Source organism: Staphylococcus sp. GW821-FHT11H10 (genome assembly GCF_058807855.1).
In genome coordinates this window covers 21,006-37,015 of the sequence record NZ_JBXARC010000022.1, presented here as the reverse complement: position 1 = coordinate 37,015, position 16,010 = coordinate 21,006, and the positions used below count along the sequence as shown (strand labels likewise).

Below are 16,010 nucleotides of genomic sequence, written 5' to 3'. Positions count from 1 at the left end.
ATTTTGTTTGGTAGCTAATAATTATAGAGGTAATTGCGCCTTTTTTCTATTCAAAAACATAAAAATTGGACTGATGATTTTTAGTCATCAGTCCAATTTATTATAGAGCCTTAAAAGAAGGCGTAATATAAGCTTTACTTCTCAGTTTTGTGACTAGATGTATCTTTCATTTGATCTATTTCATCCTTAGCATCATCAACTACAGATGAACGTCTATCTTCTTTATAAGATGTGTTCTCTTTAAGTTTTTCATTTGAAGAATCAGTTTGATTCTCAGACTGTGATTTAAGTTCAACATGATCTTCATTAAGTTGACTCTCAGTGAAGCTGTCTTTTTTATCATTATGTTCATGATCTTCAGACTTTGTTTCATTTGAAGTAGTTGTATCGTCATCATTCATATGGTCTAAATAATTATTAGGTTCAACTTCATCAAGTGAACGATTAGTTGTTTTATAAACAATAAATCTAATAATTAAACTTAAAATGATAAAGACAATGCCCACTAACGTCGTACTTAATGCGATAACTTTCATTGAGAATAGGTCGCCAGTTTCTTCACTAAATAAGAACACTTGTGCAAATGACATTGATGCATGGAATACGAGAGCGATATATATCGTACGTCCTTTAGTTGCACGTATGAGTTCACCAATAATAATTGAGAACATGAAAGTATAAAGGAAATGGTATCCCGCATATTCCATTCCATATGTCGTATTAGCGGCCCATATAGAATAAATTAAACCGACAATGATTGAAGCGAAAAATGTATTAACTTTATTTTCTACAATATTTTGTAAATAAGAACGGAATCCAAACTCCGCAAAAAATGCCATTAAAATATGACCAATAATAATTGTAGGAACTGATACAGATAAATCAGTTGCTTGTAATAAAATAAAACTATCGGCAAATGTGTTAAAACTAAACATGCCAATCATGAAAATAACTAGCGGTAAAATCAATGCTAGTAATATACGTTCAATGACTCTAATATCAACTGAAAACTTTAATCCAGCTAATTGAGTACGTTTATCTTTAAATGCAATAATACAAACAATTGCTGCGATAAACGGTGCAAGATCAGTAATATCAAATACAAAACGTTTAATACCTACTGATGCTTGAAAATCTCGTAGGATTAATGATAGCGCCATCGTGACAACGAAGAATACGAAGATAGTTAACGCCCATTGAAATCCTGATATACGATTCGTCTTCATTTATGTAACCTCCATTAGGGTAACCGTAAAAACTCTTTCTTTAATATTATACATATTACAAGGCCATAAATAAATTGTCCATTTTAAATATCATTAAAATGTAATAGTCTTGAATTATTTTTATATGATTGAAAACAATTTTTAATGTCTTAAATTAATTTGAAAAGGGTAATCATAAATATAAACAAATGGTAACGATAAATCTCATTATGATGTAAGATAATGCTATAGAGTAAATAAATAGGGGGCAACATAATGTATACACAAGGTAATCCAAAACTATGGACTGGTCGTTTGGATAGTGAAACAGATCCTAAACAGTTTAGACATTTTCAAACAGTAAAGTTCGCTAATTTGGAAAATATGGAAAACGTAAGTGATAAGACAGGTGTTGGTCTCTTAGGATATGCCGTGGATAAAGGTGTTGAAAACAATAAAGGTAGAATCGGATCAAGGAAGGGTCCAGATATCATAAAACATGAATTCGCGAAACTTCCAGATTTAAGTGAATGCGAAATGTTGATTGATTACGGTAATGTTGAACATACAAGTAATCATCTTAGAGAAACGCAACAAGAGATGGCACGATTGTCTGCTAAGGTTATTAAGCAACATAAACAGGCTTTTTTAATTGGAGGTGGCCATGATATTGCATATGCACAATATTTGGCTACTAGAGAAGTCTATTCGGATGCTTCAATTGGAATTATCAATATTGATGCTCATTTTGACACACGTCCTGATGAGCCACCTACATCTGGCACTATGTTCCGAGAAATTTTAGATAATGATGAAAATGTCGATTATCTAGTTTTAGGCTTGGCTCAAGGTGGTAATACGCGTGCTTTATATGATTATGCAAAAGACAATAATATTATTTATGTCTATGCGGACGAACTTTTACATCAAGTGTCACCGACTATTAAAGATAAAATAGAAAGATTTATTCATGACCATGATACGATTATGTTTACCATATGTATGGATGTTATTGACAGTGCGTTCGCGCCTGGTGTAAGTTCACCTAGTGTATTAGGATTATATCCTCATTCAGTATTTGAAATAAGTAAGCGTGTAATATTAAGCGATAAGGTATCATCAATTAGTATTGCAGAAACTAACCCAGACTATGATGTTGATAATCGTACGTCAAAGTTAGCGGCGAATTTAATCCATCATTTCCTAGTTTAAAAAGTAGAATTAAATTGTCGTATATGACTCTGAAAATGGAAGATGACGATAATCCTTAAAATTAAATTCAAACATGAAAGAGTAGAACGTTGAATTCGCGTTGAATTCTGTTCTACTTTTTTAATTACTTTTAATTGATAGAAAAGTTTGACAATTATGTTACGATATAAATAATTAGGGAGGTAATGGATGGTGATGAAGCGGTTAAGTTATAAGCAGCAATGGCTTGGAGAAATCTCGCAAAATATAATGGCAGGTATCTTAATGGGTTTAGCACTACTCCCTGTAGCTATAGCCTTCTCATTTATTGTTCATATCAGTCCTACGATAGGGTTAATGAGTTGTGGATTAATGATGCTATTCATTAGCTTTCTTGGAGAACGAATAAGTATGGTGTCTGGACCAAGTAGTGGTATTTCGATAGTAGGTGCACCACTAGTAGAACAATACAATATTCATTACTTAATTATGGCCACGCTTATAATGGGCATCATTCTAATTATATTTGGCATGTGTCACATAGATAAGATCCTTAATCATATTCCAGATACTGTTGTTATTGGCTTTATGAATGCATTGGGTATTCTATTACTTACAACGCAAATAAAATATATTTTTGGTATAACTACTGCGACTTATTTAGTAGCAATCGCTACATTTCTAATAATTTATTTATCTTCAATATTTATTCGATTTATGCCAGCTCCGCTTATAGCTATAATTGTGGTGACTATAGCAAGTTATTTTCTTAAACCGAATGTTCAACTAGTCCACGATTTAGCAGAAATTCGACTTACCTTTCCTAAAATTTCTGTTTATACAGAACTTTTAAACTTACATGCATTAAGTATTATTACTTTATATGCATTAACCATGTCTATTATTTCCGTAGTACAAACAAATCTTACAAATGAAATGATGGATGTAATTACACAAAGTCATTCCAATAAAGATTGAGAAGTCATTGGTCAAGGGTTAGCTAATTTGATTGTCGGGTTATTAGGTGGATATGGTTCAAGCGCCTTAGTAGGTCAATCAAAATTTAATTTTAAAATGGGTGCTACTACTCGATTAGCCACATTCGTTACAGGTTTATTTCTTCTCTCATGCGTCGTTATTTTAGGTCCGATTGTAGGTTTTATTCCTATGGCAGTGTTGGCTTCGGTATTAATTACAATATCATTGAATACATTTGATAGACGCACGTTTAAACATTTAAAAGAAGCACCTATAAAGCATAGTATCGTAATGTTCATAACGATTATTTTAATATTAATGTCACACAATTTAGCTATAGGTGTCGTTATAGACACACTTATTTATTATGTCATTCACTTTATTTTTACAAAGAAAGGAAGACCGTCGCTATGACAACTTACAATGATTATGTTAAATGGAGACGAACATTTCACCAATTTCCTGAAGTATCTCAGAAAGAATATGAAACAACTAAGCGATTAAAACGTATATTACAAGCTTTTGATATAAAAATCATAGATTATCCTTTAGAAACAGGGCTTATAGCTGAAATAGGACATGGTGAACCTTGTATTGCTGTTCGTACAGACATAGATGCTTTACCAATTACAGAGCAAGTTGAACATGAATTCACCTCAACAAATGAAGGTGTGATGCATGCGTGTGGTCATGATATTCATATGGCAAGTATTCTAGCCATTGCTACAAATTTAAAAGAACAAGAAGATAAGCTTAAAGGGCGCGTGAAATTTATATTTCAACCTGCAGAAGAAACGGGATATGGTGCTAAAGCGATTGCAGAGACGGATGTATTAGACGATGTTAAAGCGATATTAGGTTTCCATAACTATCCAACTTTAAATATTGGAGAATTTGCAATTAAATCTGGACCAATCACATCGACAGTAGACCGTTTTGAATTTAAAATTCACGGTAAAGGTGCACATGCTGCTAAACCAGAACAAGGTAATGATCCAGTCATGGTACTTGGTCAATTAATAACAAGTTTACAAACGATTGTAAGTCGAAATATATCAGCTTTTGATAGTGCTGTAGTAACTATTGGAGAAGTATCGTCTGGGAATACATGGAATGTGATTGCTGACCAAGCATATGTCCAAGGTACAGTGCGCTCATTTAAGCCAGAGGTTCAAGATTATATAGAACAACGATTTAAAGAGATTGCTAAAGGATTAGAGCAACTGTTCAATGTCGATATAGAAGTTATATATACTAAGCTGCCAGGAACAGTTTTTAATGATGCGTACTTAACGCAACATGCTAAAGAAGCCGCTAAAAAGGTGGGTTATCAAATCATAGAATTAGAGAATCCATATACGATTGGTGAAGATTTTTCTGGTTTATTAGCTAATCATCCTGGTGTGTTTGCATTTATTGGTTCAAATAGTAAATACGATCTACATCATCCGAAATTTGATCCAGATGAGCGTATACTTGAGAGGGTCCCTGAGTACTTTATAACGTTGATTTATCAATTGCTTGACGACACAGCATTTAATTAATAATCGATGTTCCATTTAAGAGTTTGATTTGTGTAGCTATATTACAATTTTTAAAATGTGATTTAAAAAGCATGACGAACGGGTAAACAGACACTAAACATGTTTTAGGAGATGAGTAAATAATGGGTGCACAAGATCCAAGAACAAAATTTAAAACATCTGATTATGAAAAACAAGAACAAGAACTACCTGGACTTCAATCTGAACTAACACCACAACCTGACTGTGGTGAAACATCGTATGAAGGTCATAACCGATTGTTAGATTATAAAATGCTTGTAACAGGAGGAGACTCAGCAATAGGACGTGCAGCAGCGATTGCATATGCCAAAGAAGGGGCAGACGTTGCAATTAACTATCTTCCAAGTGAAGAACAAGATGCTCAAGAAGTTAAAGCTGTCATTGAAAAGGCAGGACGTAAAGCTGTATTAATACCTGGAGATATTCGTGATGAACAATTTAACTATGATTTAGTTGAACAAGCGTATAAAGAATTAGGTGGTTTAGACAATGTAACATTAGTAGCAGGCCATCAACAGTATCACGATAAATTAGAAGAGTTCGATACACAATCTTTTAAAGAAACGTTTGAAACAAACGTATATCCAGTATTCTGGACAATTCAAAAAGCATTGGACTATTTACAACCTGGTGCATCAATCACTACAACATCATCCGTTCAAGGTTATAATCCAAATCCATTGATTCATGATTATGCAGCATCAAAAGCAGCGATTATTTCATTAACAAAAAGTTTCTCTGAGCAGTTAGGGGAACAGGGTATTCGCGTTAATTGTGTTGCACCTGGTCCATTTTGGTCTCCACTTCAAATAACAGGTGGTCAACCACAATCAGCGATTCCCCAATTTGGTCAAGATACGCCATTAGGTAGAGCCGGACAACCTGTAGAGCTTTCAGGCACATATGTATTACTTGCTTCAGAGGAATCAAGTTATACGACTGGTCAAGTTTTTGGCGTCACAGGTGGCATCCAAATCAATTAAATATCTCAGAATATAAATCCAACGCAAGGGTTTCAAAAAAGACTCTTGCGTTTTTATGTTGAAAGGAGTGGATTACAGTGAAACACATTGATCCTAATCAACTATCAGATATCCAAAATTATAAACTATTAAGTGGTTCAATCATACCAAGGCCAATAGCATTTGTTACATCTTCTGATATCGAAGGAAATGTAAATGCTGCGCCATTTAGTTTTTTTAATATAGTTAATAATGCGCCACCTATGATTGCTATTTCGGCACAGAGAGCAGGAGGAAAGCGTAAAGATACGGCAATTAATATAGAAAACGGCCAATCATTTGTTGTTCATGTTACAGATGAAGATAATGTTGAGGAAATTAATAAGACCGCTGCATCTATCAATCCTAAAGATAATGAACTTGATTTAACAGAACTCAACACCATCTCATCTGATCTGATTGATATTCCAGCTATAAAGGAAGCTAAAATTAGATTTGAATGTCAACTTGAACAAATGATTTTATTAGGCTCTGAAGATGATGGTGCTGATTTAATTATTGGAAAAATTGTTAAGTACCACATACAAGATGATGTATATTTTGGTGATAGTAAAATTGATGCGAAACAATTAAAACCAGTAGCCCGTTTAGCAGGTAATGATTACGCTAAATTAGGTGAGCAATTTACAATTGAGCGTCCAAGTAATTGATAATTTAGACATTAACTATGGTTTTAATATGTAATTTTCATAAAATTTTATTGACGGTATGACAGTAATCTTGTAACTTTAATAATAAAATTATTTTTATAAAGGAAAGTAGGTTTAGTATGGAGGAACAAAGAAAAGGCAATGCGTGGGCGTTACTTCCATTATTATTATTTATTGCATTGTTTTTAGGTGTAGGTACCATTACAGGTGATTTCACTAATATGCCTTTAAATGTAGCTATCACGATTACTGTTATTGTTGCTTTAATAATGAATAGGAAAGAAACATTTGCTAACAAAGTTGAAGTGTTTACAAAAGGAGCAGGTCATTCCAATATCATTTTAATGGTATTTATATTTATATTGGCTGGTGCTTTCTCAACTACCACTGAAAAAATGGGCGGTGTTGAATCAACAGTAAATCTAGGTTTATCATTGATACCTCAAAATTTAATCATCGTTGGATTATTTGTAATTTGTATGTTTGTGTCAATTTCAATGGGTACCTCTGTAGGTACAGTTGCTGCATTAGCACCTGTTGGATTTGGATTTGCGCAGGCAACTGATATTCCAGCAGCGTTAGCAATGGGTACTGTTGTAGGTGGTGCTATGTTTGGCGATAATTTATCGATGATTTCAGATACTACCATAGCTGCTGTTCGAACTCAAAAAACAAGAATGAAAGATAAATTTAAAGTGAATTTTTGGATTGTACTACCTGGAGCAATATTAACAATTATTGTCTTATTCTTCCTTACTAACGGTATCTCAATAGATCACTCTAAAAGCTATGATTATAATTTAATTAAGGTAATCCCTTATGTACTAGTATTAGTATTAGCGCTCGTAGGGGTAAATGTAATCATTGTATTAATCGGTGGTACGTTATTATCAGGTGCTATTGGCTTATTTGATGGTTCTTTTGGTTGGAAAGGATTACTAAATGCAGTATCAGAGGGTATTATAGGTATGGAAGACATTGCAATCATAGCAGTGTTAATTGGTGGTTTAGTTGGAATTATTCAACATAATGGTGGAATTGAATGGTTATTAAATTTTGTTCGTTCTAAAGTTACAACTAAACGTGGTGCTGAATTTGGTATTGCTGGTTTAGTGAGCGCAGCTGATATTGCAACAGCTAATAATACAATTTCAATTATTATGTCAGGTCCATTAGCCAAAAATATTGCAGATGAATATGATGTTGATCCACGTAAATCTGCAAGTTTATTAGATATATTTGCAGGGTGCTTTCAAGGTTTTTTACCTTATAGCCCACAAGTGATAGCTGCAGCTGGCGTTGCAAGTATATCACCATTTAGTGTAATGCCTTACTGCATTTATTCATTTTTATTAGGGATATGCGGCATTATAGCTATTATATTAAGATACCCTCGTGTTAAAGCTAAATCTTAAAGTAAAGACAAATAACAATAATAGACTTATAATTAGCATGTTTAATAAGAAAAATTAAAATAATTAAATATTTTAATAGTTCAAAGTTTGGAACTGTATTGAAATGCGTTAAAATAGATATAAGAGTGAAAGTAGGTGAAACAAGTGGCAAAGTATAATGTTGAGAATGAACATGTTGAAATTCATATCGAACGTTTATTAAAATACTCACCAGAATTAGTATACCAAGCTTGGACGGATGCTGATTTATTAAAACAGTGGTTTATGACATCTCAACGTACGAATAAGTCAATTGATGTAGATATGACTGAAAGTGGCTCATATCGCATAGTTGATTCACGTAATGGACGACAAAATATTATCCAAGGTACGTATCAAGAACTCGTTGACAATGAGTATATAAAAATGACAATTGGTATGCCTGAATTAAGTGATCAAGAGGATGTCATTGAAGTTGAATTTGAAGAGCGTGAAAACGGTGGCACACAAATGTTTTTCTTTTATCAGTCATTAGTTGAACGTGAACGACGCTTAACAACATTAGAATACAAACAAAAGAAAAAGGAATATCACGATTCTACTGTTCACGGATTAGAATTAATGTTTGATAAAATGCATCAAATACTTGAACAATATGTAGAAGACAATAATCTATTAAAATAAAAACTTAGGCCTTTGCGTGAATTCACGTTATCAGTCTAAACTGAGAAAATTTGATATCAATATTAACAAATATCTAGTTATTCTTACTAAGGTGGATACCCCAACAAGGAGAGTTTACAAAGACAATCTCCTTGTTGGGGTTTTGATGTGTTAATAATTAATCAGTACCGATATTTAGTTGCGATAAAGATTAACTGAGTTCACCGTTATCTTTACGTTCATTATATTTTCTGAGTAAAGTTTCAAAAAAGATATGATAACTAATAAAACTTGAATAGTCTGTACCATCGTATAAATAGAAAGTATTACTTGATACATAAACGTTATAGCTCGCTTTTTGGGCTAATGAATTATCTTTCATTGTTGTAACTGAGATAAAATATTTTTGGCGTAATTGAAGTAGGTTTGTAACGTCTGTGAGTTGGTGACTCTCACCAGATAGAGAAATAATAAAGAATAAATCTTCATCAATCGAACGATTCAGTACCATTTTTAACTCATGAACGTCATGTAACACGATAATATTTTTATGCATCGTTAATAATATTCGCTGAGCTTCGTCCGCAACATTTTTCTGTGCACGACCAGTACCATATAAGTAGACGGTAGACGCCTGGTTAAGTTTATCGGTAATCAAATTATAATCAATACGATCTAAATAGCTAAGTGTTGTCTCTATTTCCTGTTTAAAAGCATCCATCGAATCTTTAGGTAGTTGACTTAAATGTTCACTTTCAAATTTTAAATAGGATTTAAAGTCACTATAACCATCAAATCCTAACTTTCGTGTAAATCTATGAATGGTAGCGTTAGATGCATGAGTGTATTGTGAAAGTTCGTGTATCTTCAAAGTTTTACATTGATTTACGTGCGTGTTTACAAAGTGTGCAATTTGTAGGTCATTATCATTTAACTTGTCAAAATTGGCATTTACTTTTTCATCTAGTAGCACAAAGACACCTCTTATTCTTCCCTGAAAATATTTTCATGTATAGAAAACATAAACTTATTATACAAAATTATTTCAAAATCGGTCAACGTCATTGTATAAGTGTAAGCGTTTACTATAATAGATATTAAGAAAACGCTTTTATATGTACGATATATTTAAGTACAACATAGAAAGATTTGGGGGTTAAATTATGAACGCTATTAAACGTTTTGGGAGTGCAATGATTGTTCCCGTATTAATGTTTGCATTCTTTGGGATAGTATTAGGTTTTGCAACATTATTCAAAAATCCTACCATCATGGGTGGATTAGCAAATGATCATACATTTTGGTTTAAATTTTGGTCTGTAATTGAATCAGGTGGTTGGGTTATCTTCAATCATATGGAAATCGTATTTGTGGTTGGATTGCCTTTATCTCTAGCTAAGAAGGCCCCTGGTCATGCGGCTTTAGCTGCATTGATGGGCTATTTAATGTTTAATACCTTTATCAACGCTATTTTAACGCAATGGCCACATACATTTGGTGCTAATTTAGAAAAAGGTGTAGAAAATGTAACTGGATTAAAAGCGATTGCTGGTATTGAAACTTTAGATACTAATATTTTAGGTGGTATCATTATTTCTGCCATTGTGACATGGATACATAATCGTTTTTATAGTAAAAAATTACCAGAGATGTTAGGTGTATTCCAAGGTTTAACATTTGTTGTAACAATTTCATTCTTTGTTATGTTGCCAATAGCTGCAATTACTTGTGTCGTTTGGCCAACAATACAAAATGGTATTGAATCAATGCAACATTTCATTATCGCATCAGGCTACATCGGTGTTTGGTTGTATCATTTCTTAGAACGCGTGTTAATACCGACTGGTTTACATCACTTTATCTATGCACCAATTGAAGTAGGTCCGGTTGTTGCAAAAGACGGACTTAAAGCAGAATGGTTTAGACATTTAAATGAATTTGCTGAAAGTAGTAAACCGTTAAAAGAACAATTCCATTACGGTTTCATGTTACAAGGTAACGGTAAAGTGTTTGGTGCTATCGGTATCGCATTAGCAATGTATTCTACAACTCCTAAAGCTAATCGTAAAAAAGTTGCTGCGTTATTAGTACCAGCTACATTAACTGCGGTAGTTGTTGGTATTACTGAACCTTTAGAATTTACATTCTTATTTATCGCACCTTACTTATTTGTTATACATGCATTATTAGCAGCGACAATGGATACAATTATGTATGGTTTCGGTGTTGTTGGTAACATGGGCGGTGGATTACTTGATTTCATCGCGACGAACTGGATTCCGTTAGGACAAAATCACTGGCTAACTTATGTAGCTCAAGTTGTTATAGGATTGATTTTCTCAGGTATCTATTTCGTTGTATTCAGATATTTAATCTTGAAATTTGATATTCCATTACCTGGACGTCGAGCTGAAGAAGAAGTTAAATTATTCTCTAAAAAAGATTATAAAGAGAAAAAAGGCGATGGAAGTACTGACAATTCTGGATTCCAACCTAGCAATGAATATGAAGCGAAAGCACATTATTATTTAGAAGGATTAGGCGGAAAAGAAAATATTAAAGACGTTACTAATTGTACAACACGTTTACGCCTAACAGTTAATGATGAAACAAAAGTTGAAGATAGTGGATATTTCACTCATGAACAAATGTCGCACGGATTAGTTAAAAGCGGTAAAAATGTACAAGTCGTTGTTGGAATGACTGTGCCCCAAGTACGTGAAGCATTTGAACATTTAGTTTATGATGATAGTGATAAAAAATAATTAATCAATATAGAGTCTGTGACATTATGTTCATGGACAAGTGAAAAAGACAATTTCTAATGAAATAACATAGAAATTGTCTTTTTTTATAATTGTTTTAAAGATATGTAACTTGTTGAGATGCTATATTTCTTATAATTGATGCCAGTAATACAAATGTAAGTTTGCTTAACAAGACTTTATATTGAGAAACTACTATTTAAACAAAATAAAAAAATGAGAAAATACTATAAGTGTATCTTCTCAGATCAGTAAGTTAGAGCAAATTAGATATGTAGCTTTAAATATATTCAATTACAATCTCACGAATGTAACTAAGATATATTTGCTTTATGCATCGCACGTGTTTTATAAGATGCTGAAAGAATATCAATATTTCTACATGCAATAGTTTGTAGTAATTTACTAAACGTTTCAGGTGCACAACATACGCTTGCACAGTTGTTGTTTAAAGTATATTTAATTTCATAATTATTTGAGAAATAAGTCATAATATCAATGACTTTATCTTTTATGAATGCATCTTGGAGGCCATCAATTGCTAAGTCGAAACGTTTAGAAGCTTGATATGTTTGTTCAGTATCTAATAGCGTATTTAATCGTTTAGGAGATAAAATCTGATAAATTGAAAATTGGTAAAAACTTAAAAAACTAATGAAATATGGAAGTTGTTGCTTAGGTAAGCTAACTTCTAAAACTGGTATATCGTCGTGTTTGATTATTGAATATTGAAATGAATCGCAAAATTTAACGTCTTTACAGACTTTGATTAAATGTTTTCGAGTTGATCTAGATTTTAAACCTACAATGTTGATAATGTAAGTTTCAAATTTGTCTAACAACATGCAATGACCTCCTATATTTATTTAACGTATGTAAAAAGCATTTAGCTTTAAAGTTCCCTAATAAAGTACACCGTTCTTTTATACACACTGATTGTATCACTCTTTTTTGATATTATCACTAGGACTTTTGAATGAACTTCGATTTAATTATTTTGTAATATAAACGTAACGATAATTAACATGAAATAAATATGAAAATGTTGATTGTTTATTAGTTGAAATGTGTTTAGTAAGTTCATTAGTGAAGTGTGAAAATCAAATATTCATATGATAAAATTAGCAATAATTGTAGTTATTAAAGGAGCAAACTTATGTATAAAGCTGTAGTATTTGATTTCGACGGTACAATTATAGATACAGAAAAACACCTATACGACATTATTAATAAGCATCTTTCCTTTCATGGTGTGAAGCCTGTTTCACTGGAGTTTTATCGAAGCCATATATGAGGACACGCTCAAGGTTTACATGACTATATTGAGCAACAGATTGGTTTAGAAAAGAAACAAAAAATATATGATGAGCATAATGATACGAGCCATGAACTCGACATTATTGATACAGTTTCTTCATTAATGAAATATTTGAAACAACGACACATACCTATGGCGATTGCAACAAGTAGTTATAGAGAAGAAATTATGCCTACAATAAATGCTTTGGGTATCGATGAGTATGTCGATGTTATTGTTGGAAGAGAAGATGTCGAAGCGGTTAAACCTGATCCAGAACTTTATCTAACGGCTGTTCAACGTCTAAATTATTCACCGGCGCATTGCTTAGCTATAGAGGATTCAGCAAATGGCGCAACAGGTGCTATGAATGCTGGATTGGATGTAATAATTAATACTAACGAGATGACAGAAGCACAAGATTTTTCTGCCATAACTTTTGTAGGTAAAGATTTAAGCTTTGAGCAAATAAAAAATCGTTTCTTTGAACCAAATAAGGAGTAAACTTATGTCGTGGCAAATTATCCTATTCTTTTTAGCAGGTCCTATTATAATAGGCATAGGAAATTTAGTTTTAGGTCCAATATTTAGCAAACATATACCATTTAAAGTTCAAATGCGTTCTTTCTTAGTTGGAACAATGATCTATTTACTTTTAGCTACTATTGGATATTACTTATTGTTGCAAGGAAGAATTTAGATTACGTAGTATAGTTTAAAAAAAGAGAGGGAAAAGGGTAGGAACATTGAATAATATTCCACTGCCATTCCATCTCTTTTTTTATGACTGAAAATCATATGAGTTTAGTTAATGAATAATTTTAGTATGATTGTAACAACTAATAATACGATGAGAATTAAATCAATACCTACCATAATTGTAAAACGGGTTGATTTCTGTCCTTGCGATTTCGCTTGTTGCATCGCTTTGTAATTAGGCACTAAACTAAGAATAAGTAAGACAATAATTAATATAATTCCTATTGTGACAGACATTAATTTGTACCTCCATTTCGTTTGTCAATCCATTCCCAAATAAAACCAGCTGCTAGGCCAATGATAAGCCCCGCAATAATTCCAATCTCAAGCGTAAAAAAGATTCCACCTATAATTAAGCAAACAATTAAAGAGATGGGTAACGTAATGCCAAATTTAAGTTTGCGTTCATCTGAATTGAAGATCGTAAATACTGCTAAATATAATAAGAAAAAAGTTAAAGTTGCGATAATCGTTCTTATTATTAACGGATTTACTGTATCATGATTGGCACTGAAATAATTTAATAGAAAGAAAACAATACCAAATATTATAGAAATTTTAACGCTCTTTTTTAATAATGACTGCATGAATTAATTCTCCTTTTACTTAACAGTAAAAATCTACCAAAAGTATATCACACTCTAAATTAATTTTTACGAAACGCTCATCAATACATTTATGGCGAATTGATTATATGCAATAGTATAAAATGATTTTTATTTTTTAAAGTGAAATATTTCAATAAAAATTATTGTAAAAAGTAACTTGTTTTTATTACTAAAAACGTTGTAAAATCGGCGTTTTTTAAATTTTGCAAAGCATAATCATAACAGTAATGGAAGCGATTTCAAAAATTTGTAAAATTTATGTTTTAATTTTGTCAAATTATAGTATAATAACTTCATTAAGGTAAAGGAACTTTTAAGGGAAAAGAAGGAAAGCAAAAGAGGGTTTTCTGAAAGACAAAAGTATTCGAACCTTAGATTTAATAGAGATGGGGTTATTTTAATGGATAACAATGAATTACATAGGGGGCTAAGTGCACGTCAGATTAGAATGATCGCACTTGGCGGTACTATCGGTGTTGGTTTATTTATGGGAGCAACTAGTACAATTAAATGGACTGGTCCATCAGTTATTTTTGCGTACTTAATTGCAGGTATCTTTTTATTCTTAATCATGAGAGCAATGGGAGAAATGATTTATTTAAATCCAACTACTGGATCTTTCGCAACATTTGCAAGTGATTACATTCACCCTGCTGCAGGTTATATGACGGCATGGAGTAATATATTCCAATGGATTGTAGTAGGTATGAGTGAAGTTATTGCAGTCGGTGAATATATGAACTATTGGTTCCCGAACTTACCTCAATGGATTCCTGGTGTGGTTGCAGTACTATTATTACTAGCAGCTAACTTGACTTCAGTAAAAGCATTCGGTGAATTTGAATTCTGGTTTGCAATGATTAAGGTTGTAACGATTGTATTAATGATCATTGCAGGTTTCGGTTTAATCTTCTTCGGTATTGGTAATGGTGGCCATGCGATTGGTATCTCTAATTTATGGTCTCATGGTGGATTTATGCCAAATGGATTCGTAGGTTTCTTCTTTGCATTATCAATTGTTATTGGTTCTTACCAAGGTGTAGAATTAATTGGTATTACTGCTGGTGAAACTAAAGATCCACAGAAAAATATCAAAAGTGCGGTAAATGGTGTTATCTGGCGTATTTTGATTTTCTACATTGGAGCGATTTTCGTAATTGTTTCTATCTATCCTTGGAATCAATTAGGTGAAATCGGAAGCCCATTCGTAGCTACATTTGCAAAAATTGGTATCACATTTGCAGCAGGATTAATTAACTTCGTTGTATTAACAGCAGCATTATCTGGATGTAACTCAGGTATCTTTAGTGCAAGTCGTATGATTTTTACATTAGCACAAAAAGGTCAAATGCCTAAAATCTTTACAAGAGTAATGAAAAATGGTGTACCATTCTACCCAGTATTAGCCATTGCTTTAGGTATTTTAGTTGGTGCATTATTAAATGTTATTCTTCCTTTATTCATTAAAGGTGCAGATAGTATTTTCGTATATGTTTATAGTGCATCTATTTTACCGGGTATGATTCCTTGGTTTATGATTTTAATTAGTCATATTCGATTCAGAAAATTACATCCTGAAAAAGTTGAAGGACATCCATTTAAGATGCCTGGCGGTACAGTTGCAAGTGCAATTACGATTTTATTCTTATTAGTCGTATTAGTAGGAATGTTATTTAACAAAGAAACTGTTGTTTCTGTAGTGATTGGTATTATTTTCTTAGCTGCGGTAACTGTATACTACTTCGTTCGCGGACATCATAAAAATGATGGATTCCGAAAAGTTAAATAGAATACTAAATAAATCATATTATAAATAATCAACACATTATTCAAACTAAACTAAGGCACAAAGTACTTAGATTCATGTTTAAAAGAGGTTGAGACATTAACGTTGTCTCAACCTCTTTTTGTGA

General features: G+C 32.4%; 16 protein-coding genes and 1 pseudogene. 12 read left to right on the top strand and 5 right to left on the bottom strand.

The window, feature by feature from the left end; all coding sequences use genetic code 11:
- Window positions 1-134: 134 nt before the first annotated feature.
- The gene (gene sdpC / locus AC1RRU_RS10450; protein ID WP_011275046.1) at window positions 135-1,226 is read right to left on the bottom strand and encodes a peptidoglycan release complex CPBP-like subunit SdpC; all 1,092 of its coding nucleotides are present in this window, start codon (window positions 1,224-1,226) and stop codon (window positions 135-137) included.
- Between the two features lie 255 nt (window positions 1,227-1,481).
- Here sdpC and hutG point away from each other — a divergent pair, with 255 nt between their 5' ends.
- From hutG to AC1RRU_RS10410, 8 genes are all read left to right on the top strand, one after another.
- Complete coding sequence (gene hutG / locus AC1RRU_RS10445) at window positions 1,482-2,417, top strand: formimidoylglutamase (RefSeq protein ID WP_011275047.1); 936 nt, start codon at window positions 1,482-1,484, stop codon at window positions 2,415-2,417.
- Between the two features lie 189 nt (window positions 2,418-2,606).
- Window positions 2,607-3,374, top strand: a complete 768-nt coding sequence (locus tag AC1RRU_RS10440; protein WP_011275048.1) for a SulP family inorganic anion transporter — start codon at window positions 2,607-2,609, stop codon at window positions 3,372-3,374.
- 6 nt (window positions 3,375-3,380) lie between these two features.
- The gene (locus AC1RRU_RS10435; RefSeq protein WP_306169512.1) at window positions 3,381-3,788 is read left to right on the top strand and encodes a SulP family inorganic anion transporter; all 408 of its coding nucleotides are present in this window, start codon (window positions 3,381-3,383) and stop codon (window positions 3,786-3,788) included.
- A complete protein-coding gene (locus tag AC1RRU_RS10430) occupies window positions 3,785-4,918 on the top strand; it encodes an amidohydrolase (protein ID WP_011275050.1) in 1,134 nt (377 codons plus the stop codon). The genes AC1RRU_RS10435 and AC1RRU_RS10430 overlap by 4 nt, the downstream gene beginning before the upstream one ends.
- A 122-nt stretch (window positions 4,919-5,040) precedes the next feature.
- Window positions 5,041-5,922, top strand: coding sequence for an SDR family oxidoreductase (locus tag AC1RRU_RS10425; protein WP_011275051.1), 882 nt, complete (start codon window positions 5,041-5,043; stop codon window positions 5,920-5,922).
- Between the two features lie 77 nt (window positions 5,923-5,999).
- Window positions 6,000-6,611 (top strand): flavin reductase family protein, encoded by a 612-nt coding sequence (locus tag AC1RRU_RS10420; RefSeq protein ID WP_011275052.1) that lies wholly within the window; start codon window positions 6,000-6,002, stop codon window positions 6,609-6,611.
- Window positions 6,612-6,730: 119 nt separating this feature from the next.
- Window positions 6,731-8,026, top strand: a complete 1,296-nt coding sequence (locus AC1RRU_RS10415) for a Na+/H+ antiporter NhaC family protein (RefSeq protein ID WP_033080164.1) — start codon at window positions 6,731-6,733, stop codon at window positions 8,024-8,026.
- A gap of 144 nt (window positions 8,027-8,170) precedes the next feature.
- Complete coding sequence (locus AC1RRU_RS10410) at window positions 8,171-8,689, top strand: SRPBCC family protein (RefSeq protein WP_011275054.1); 519 nt, start codon at window positions 8,171-8,173, stop codon at window positions 8,687-8,689.
- 190 nt (window positions 8,690-8,879) lie between these two features.
- Here the strand turns inward: AC1RRU_RS10410 and AC1RRU_RS10405 are convergent, their stop codons facing one another.
- Window positions 8,880-9,641: a MurR/RpiR family transcriptional regulator gene (locus AC1RRU_RS10405; protein WP_011275055.1), complete on the bottom strand. Its 762-nt coding sequence runs from the start codon at window positions 9,639-9,641 to the stop codon at window positions 8,880-8,882.
- Between the two features lie 190 nt (window positions 9,642-9,831).
- On the opposite strand from AC1RRU_RS10405, the gene AC1RRU_RS10400 reads away from it, so the two are divergent.
- A complete protein-coding gene (locus AC1RRU_RS10400; protein WP_016931125.1) occupies window positions 9,832-11,433 on the top strand; it encodes an alpha-glucoside-specific PTS transporter subunit IIBC in 1,602 nt (533 codons plus the stop codon).
- A gap of 314 nt (window positions 11,434-11,747) precedes the next feature.
- Here the strand turns inward: AC1RRU_RS10400 and AC1RRU_RS10395 are convergent, their stop codons facing one another.
- Window positions 11,748-12,278 (bottom strand): hypothetical protein, encoded by a 531-nt coding sequence (locus AC1RRU_RS10395; RefSeq protein ID WP_011275057.1) that lies wholly within the window; start codon window positions 12,276-12,278, stop codon window positions 11,748-11,750.
- 311 nt (window positions 12,279-12,589) lie between these two features.
- On the opposite strand from AC1RRU_RS10395, the pseudogene AC1RRU_RS10390 reads away from it, so the two are divergent.
- Both AC1RRU_RS10390 and AC1RRU_RS10385 read left to right on the top strand, forming a co-directional pair.
- Window positions 12,590-13,234: pseudogene (locus AC1RRU_RS10390) on the top strand (HAD family hydrolase).
- Window positions 13,235-13,238: 4 nt separating this feature from the next.
- Window positions 13,239-13,430 carry a hypothetical protein gene (locus AC1RRU_RS10385; RefSeq protein WP_011275059.1) on the top strand — a complete coding sequence of 64 codons (192 nt, stop codon included), beginning with the start codon at window positions 13,239-13,241 and terminating at the stop codon, window positions 13,428-13,430.
- 104 nt (window positions 13,431-13,534) lie between these two features.
- Here AC1RRU_RS10385 and AC1RRU_RS10380 read toward each other — a convergent pair whose 3' ends face one another.
- Both AC1RRU_RS10380 and AC1RRU_RS10375 read right to left on the bottom strand, forming a co-directional pair.
- Entirely contained in the window at window positions 13,535-13,726 is a 192-nt protein-coding gene (locus tag AC1RRU_RS10380) for a hypothetical protein (protein ID WP_011275061.1), read from the bottom strand.
- A complete protein-coding gene (locus AC1RRU_RS10375; RefSeq protein ID WP_011275062.1) occupies window positions 13,726-14,076 on the bottom strand; it encodes a hypothetical protein in 351 nt (116 codons plus the stop codon). The genes AC1RRU_RS10380 and AC1RRU_RS10375 overlap by 1 nt, the downstream gene beginning before the upstream one ends.
- 421 nt (window positions 14,077-14,497) lie before the next feature.
- Here AC1RRU_RS10375 and AC1RRU_RS10370 point away from each other — a divergent pair, with 421 nt between their 5' ends.
- A complete protein-coding gene (locus AC1RRU_RS10370) occupies window positions 14,498-15,886 on the top strand; it encodes an amino acid permease (RefSeq protein ID WP_016931124.1) in 1,389 nt (462 codons plus the stop codon).
- Window positions 15,887-16,010 lie beyond the last annotated feature (124 nt).

Bases quoted from the DNA above. Each gene is read 5' to 3' on its own strand.
- sdpC (WP_011275046.1), bottom strand. From the start codon at position 1,226: ATGAAGACGAATCGTATATCAGGATTTCAATGGGCGTTAACTATCTTC.
- hutG (WP_011275047.1), top strand. From the start codon at position 1,482: ATGTATACACAAGGTAATCCAAAACTATGGACTGGTCGTTTGGATAGT.
- AC1RRU_RS10440 (WP_011275048.1), top strand. From the start codon at position 2,607: ATGGTGATGAAGCGGTTAAGTTATAAGCAGCAATGGCTTGGAGAAATC.
- AC1RRU_RS10430 (WP_011275050.1), top strand. From the start codon at position 3,785: ATGACAACTTACAATGATTATGTTAAATGGAGACGAACATTTCACCAA.
- AC1RRU_RS10425 (WP_011275051.1), top strand. From the start codon at position 5,041: ATGGGTGCACAAGATCCAAGAACAAAATTTAAAACATCTGATTATGAA.
- AC1RRU_RS10415 (WP_033080164.1), top strand. From the start codon at position 6,731: ATGGAGGAACAAAGAAAAGGCAATGCGTGGGCGTTACTTCCATTATTA.
- AC1RRU_RS10400 (WP_016931125.1), top strand. From the start codon at position 9,832: ATGAACGCTATTAAACGTTTTGGGAGTGCAATGATTGTTCCCGTATTA.
- AC1RRU_RS10395 (WP_011275057.1), bottom strand. From the start codon at position 12,278: ATGTTGTTAGACAAATTTGAAACTTACATTATCAACATTGTAGGTTTA.
- AC1RRU_RS10385 (WP_011275059.1), top strand. From the start codon at position 13,239: ATGTCGTGGCAAATTATCCTATTCTTTTTAGCAGGTCCTATTATAATA.
- AC1RRU_RS10380 (WP_011275061.1), bottom strand. From the start codon at position 13,726: ATGTCTGTCACAATAGGAATTATATTAATTATTGTCTTACTTATTCTT.
- AC1RRU_RS10375 (WP_011275062.1), bottom strand. From the start codon at position 14,076: ATGCAGTCATTATTAAAAAAGAGCGTTAAAATTTCTATAATATTTGGT.
- AC1RRU_RS10370 (WP_016931124.1), top strand. From the start codon at position 14,498: ATGGATAACAATGAATTACATAGGGGGCTAAGTGCACGTCAGATTAGA.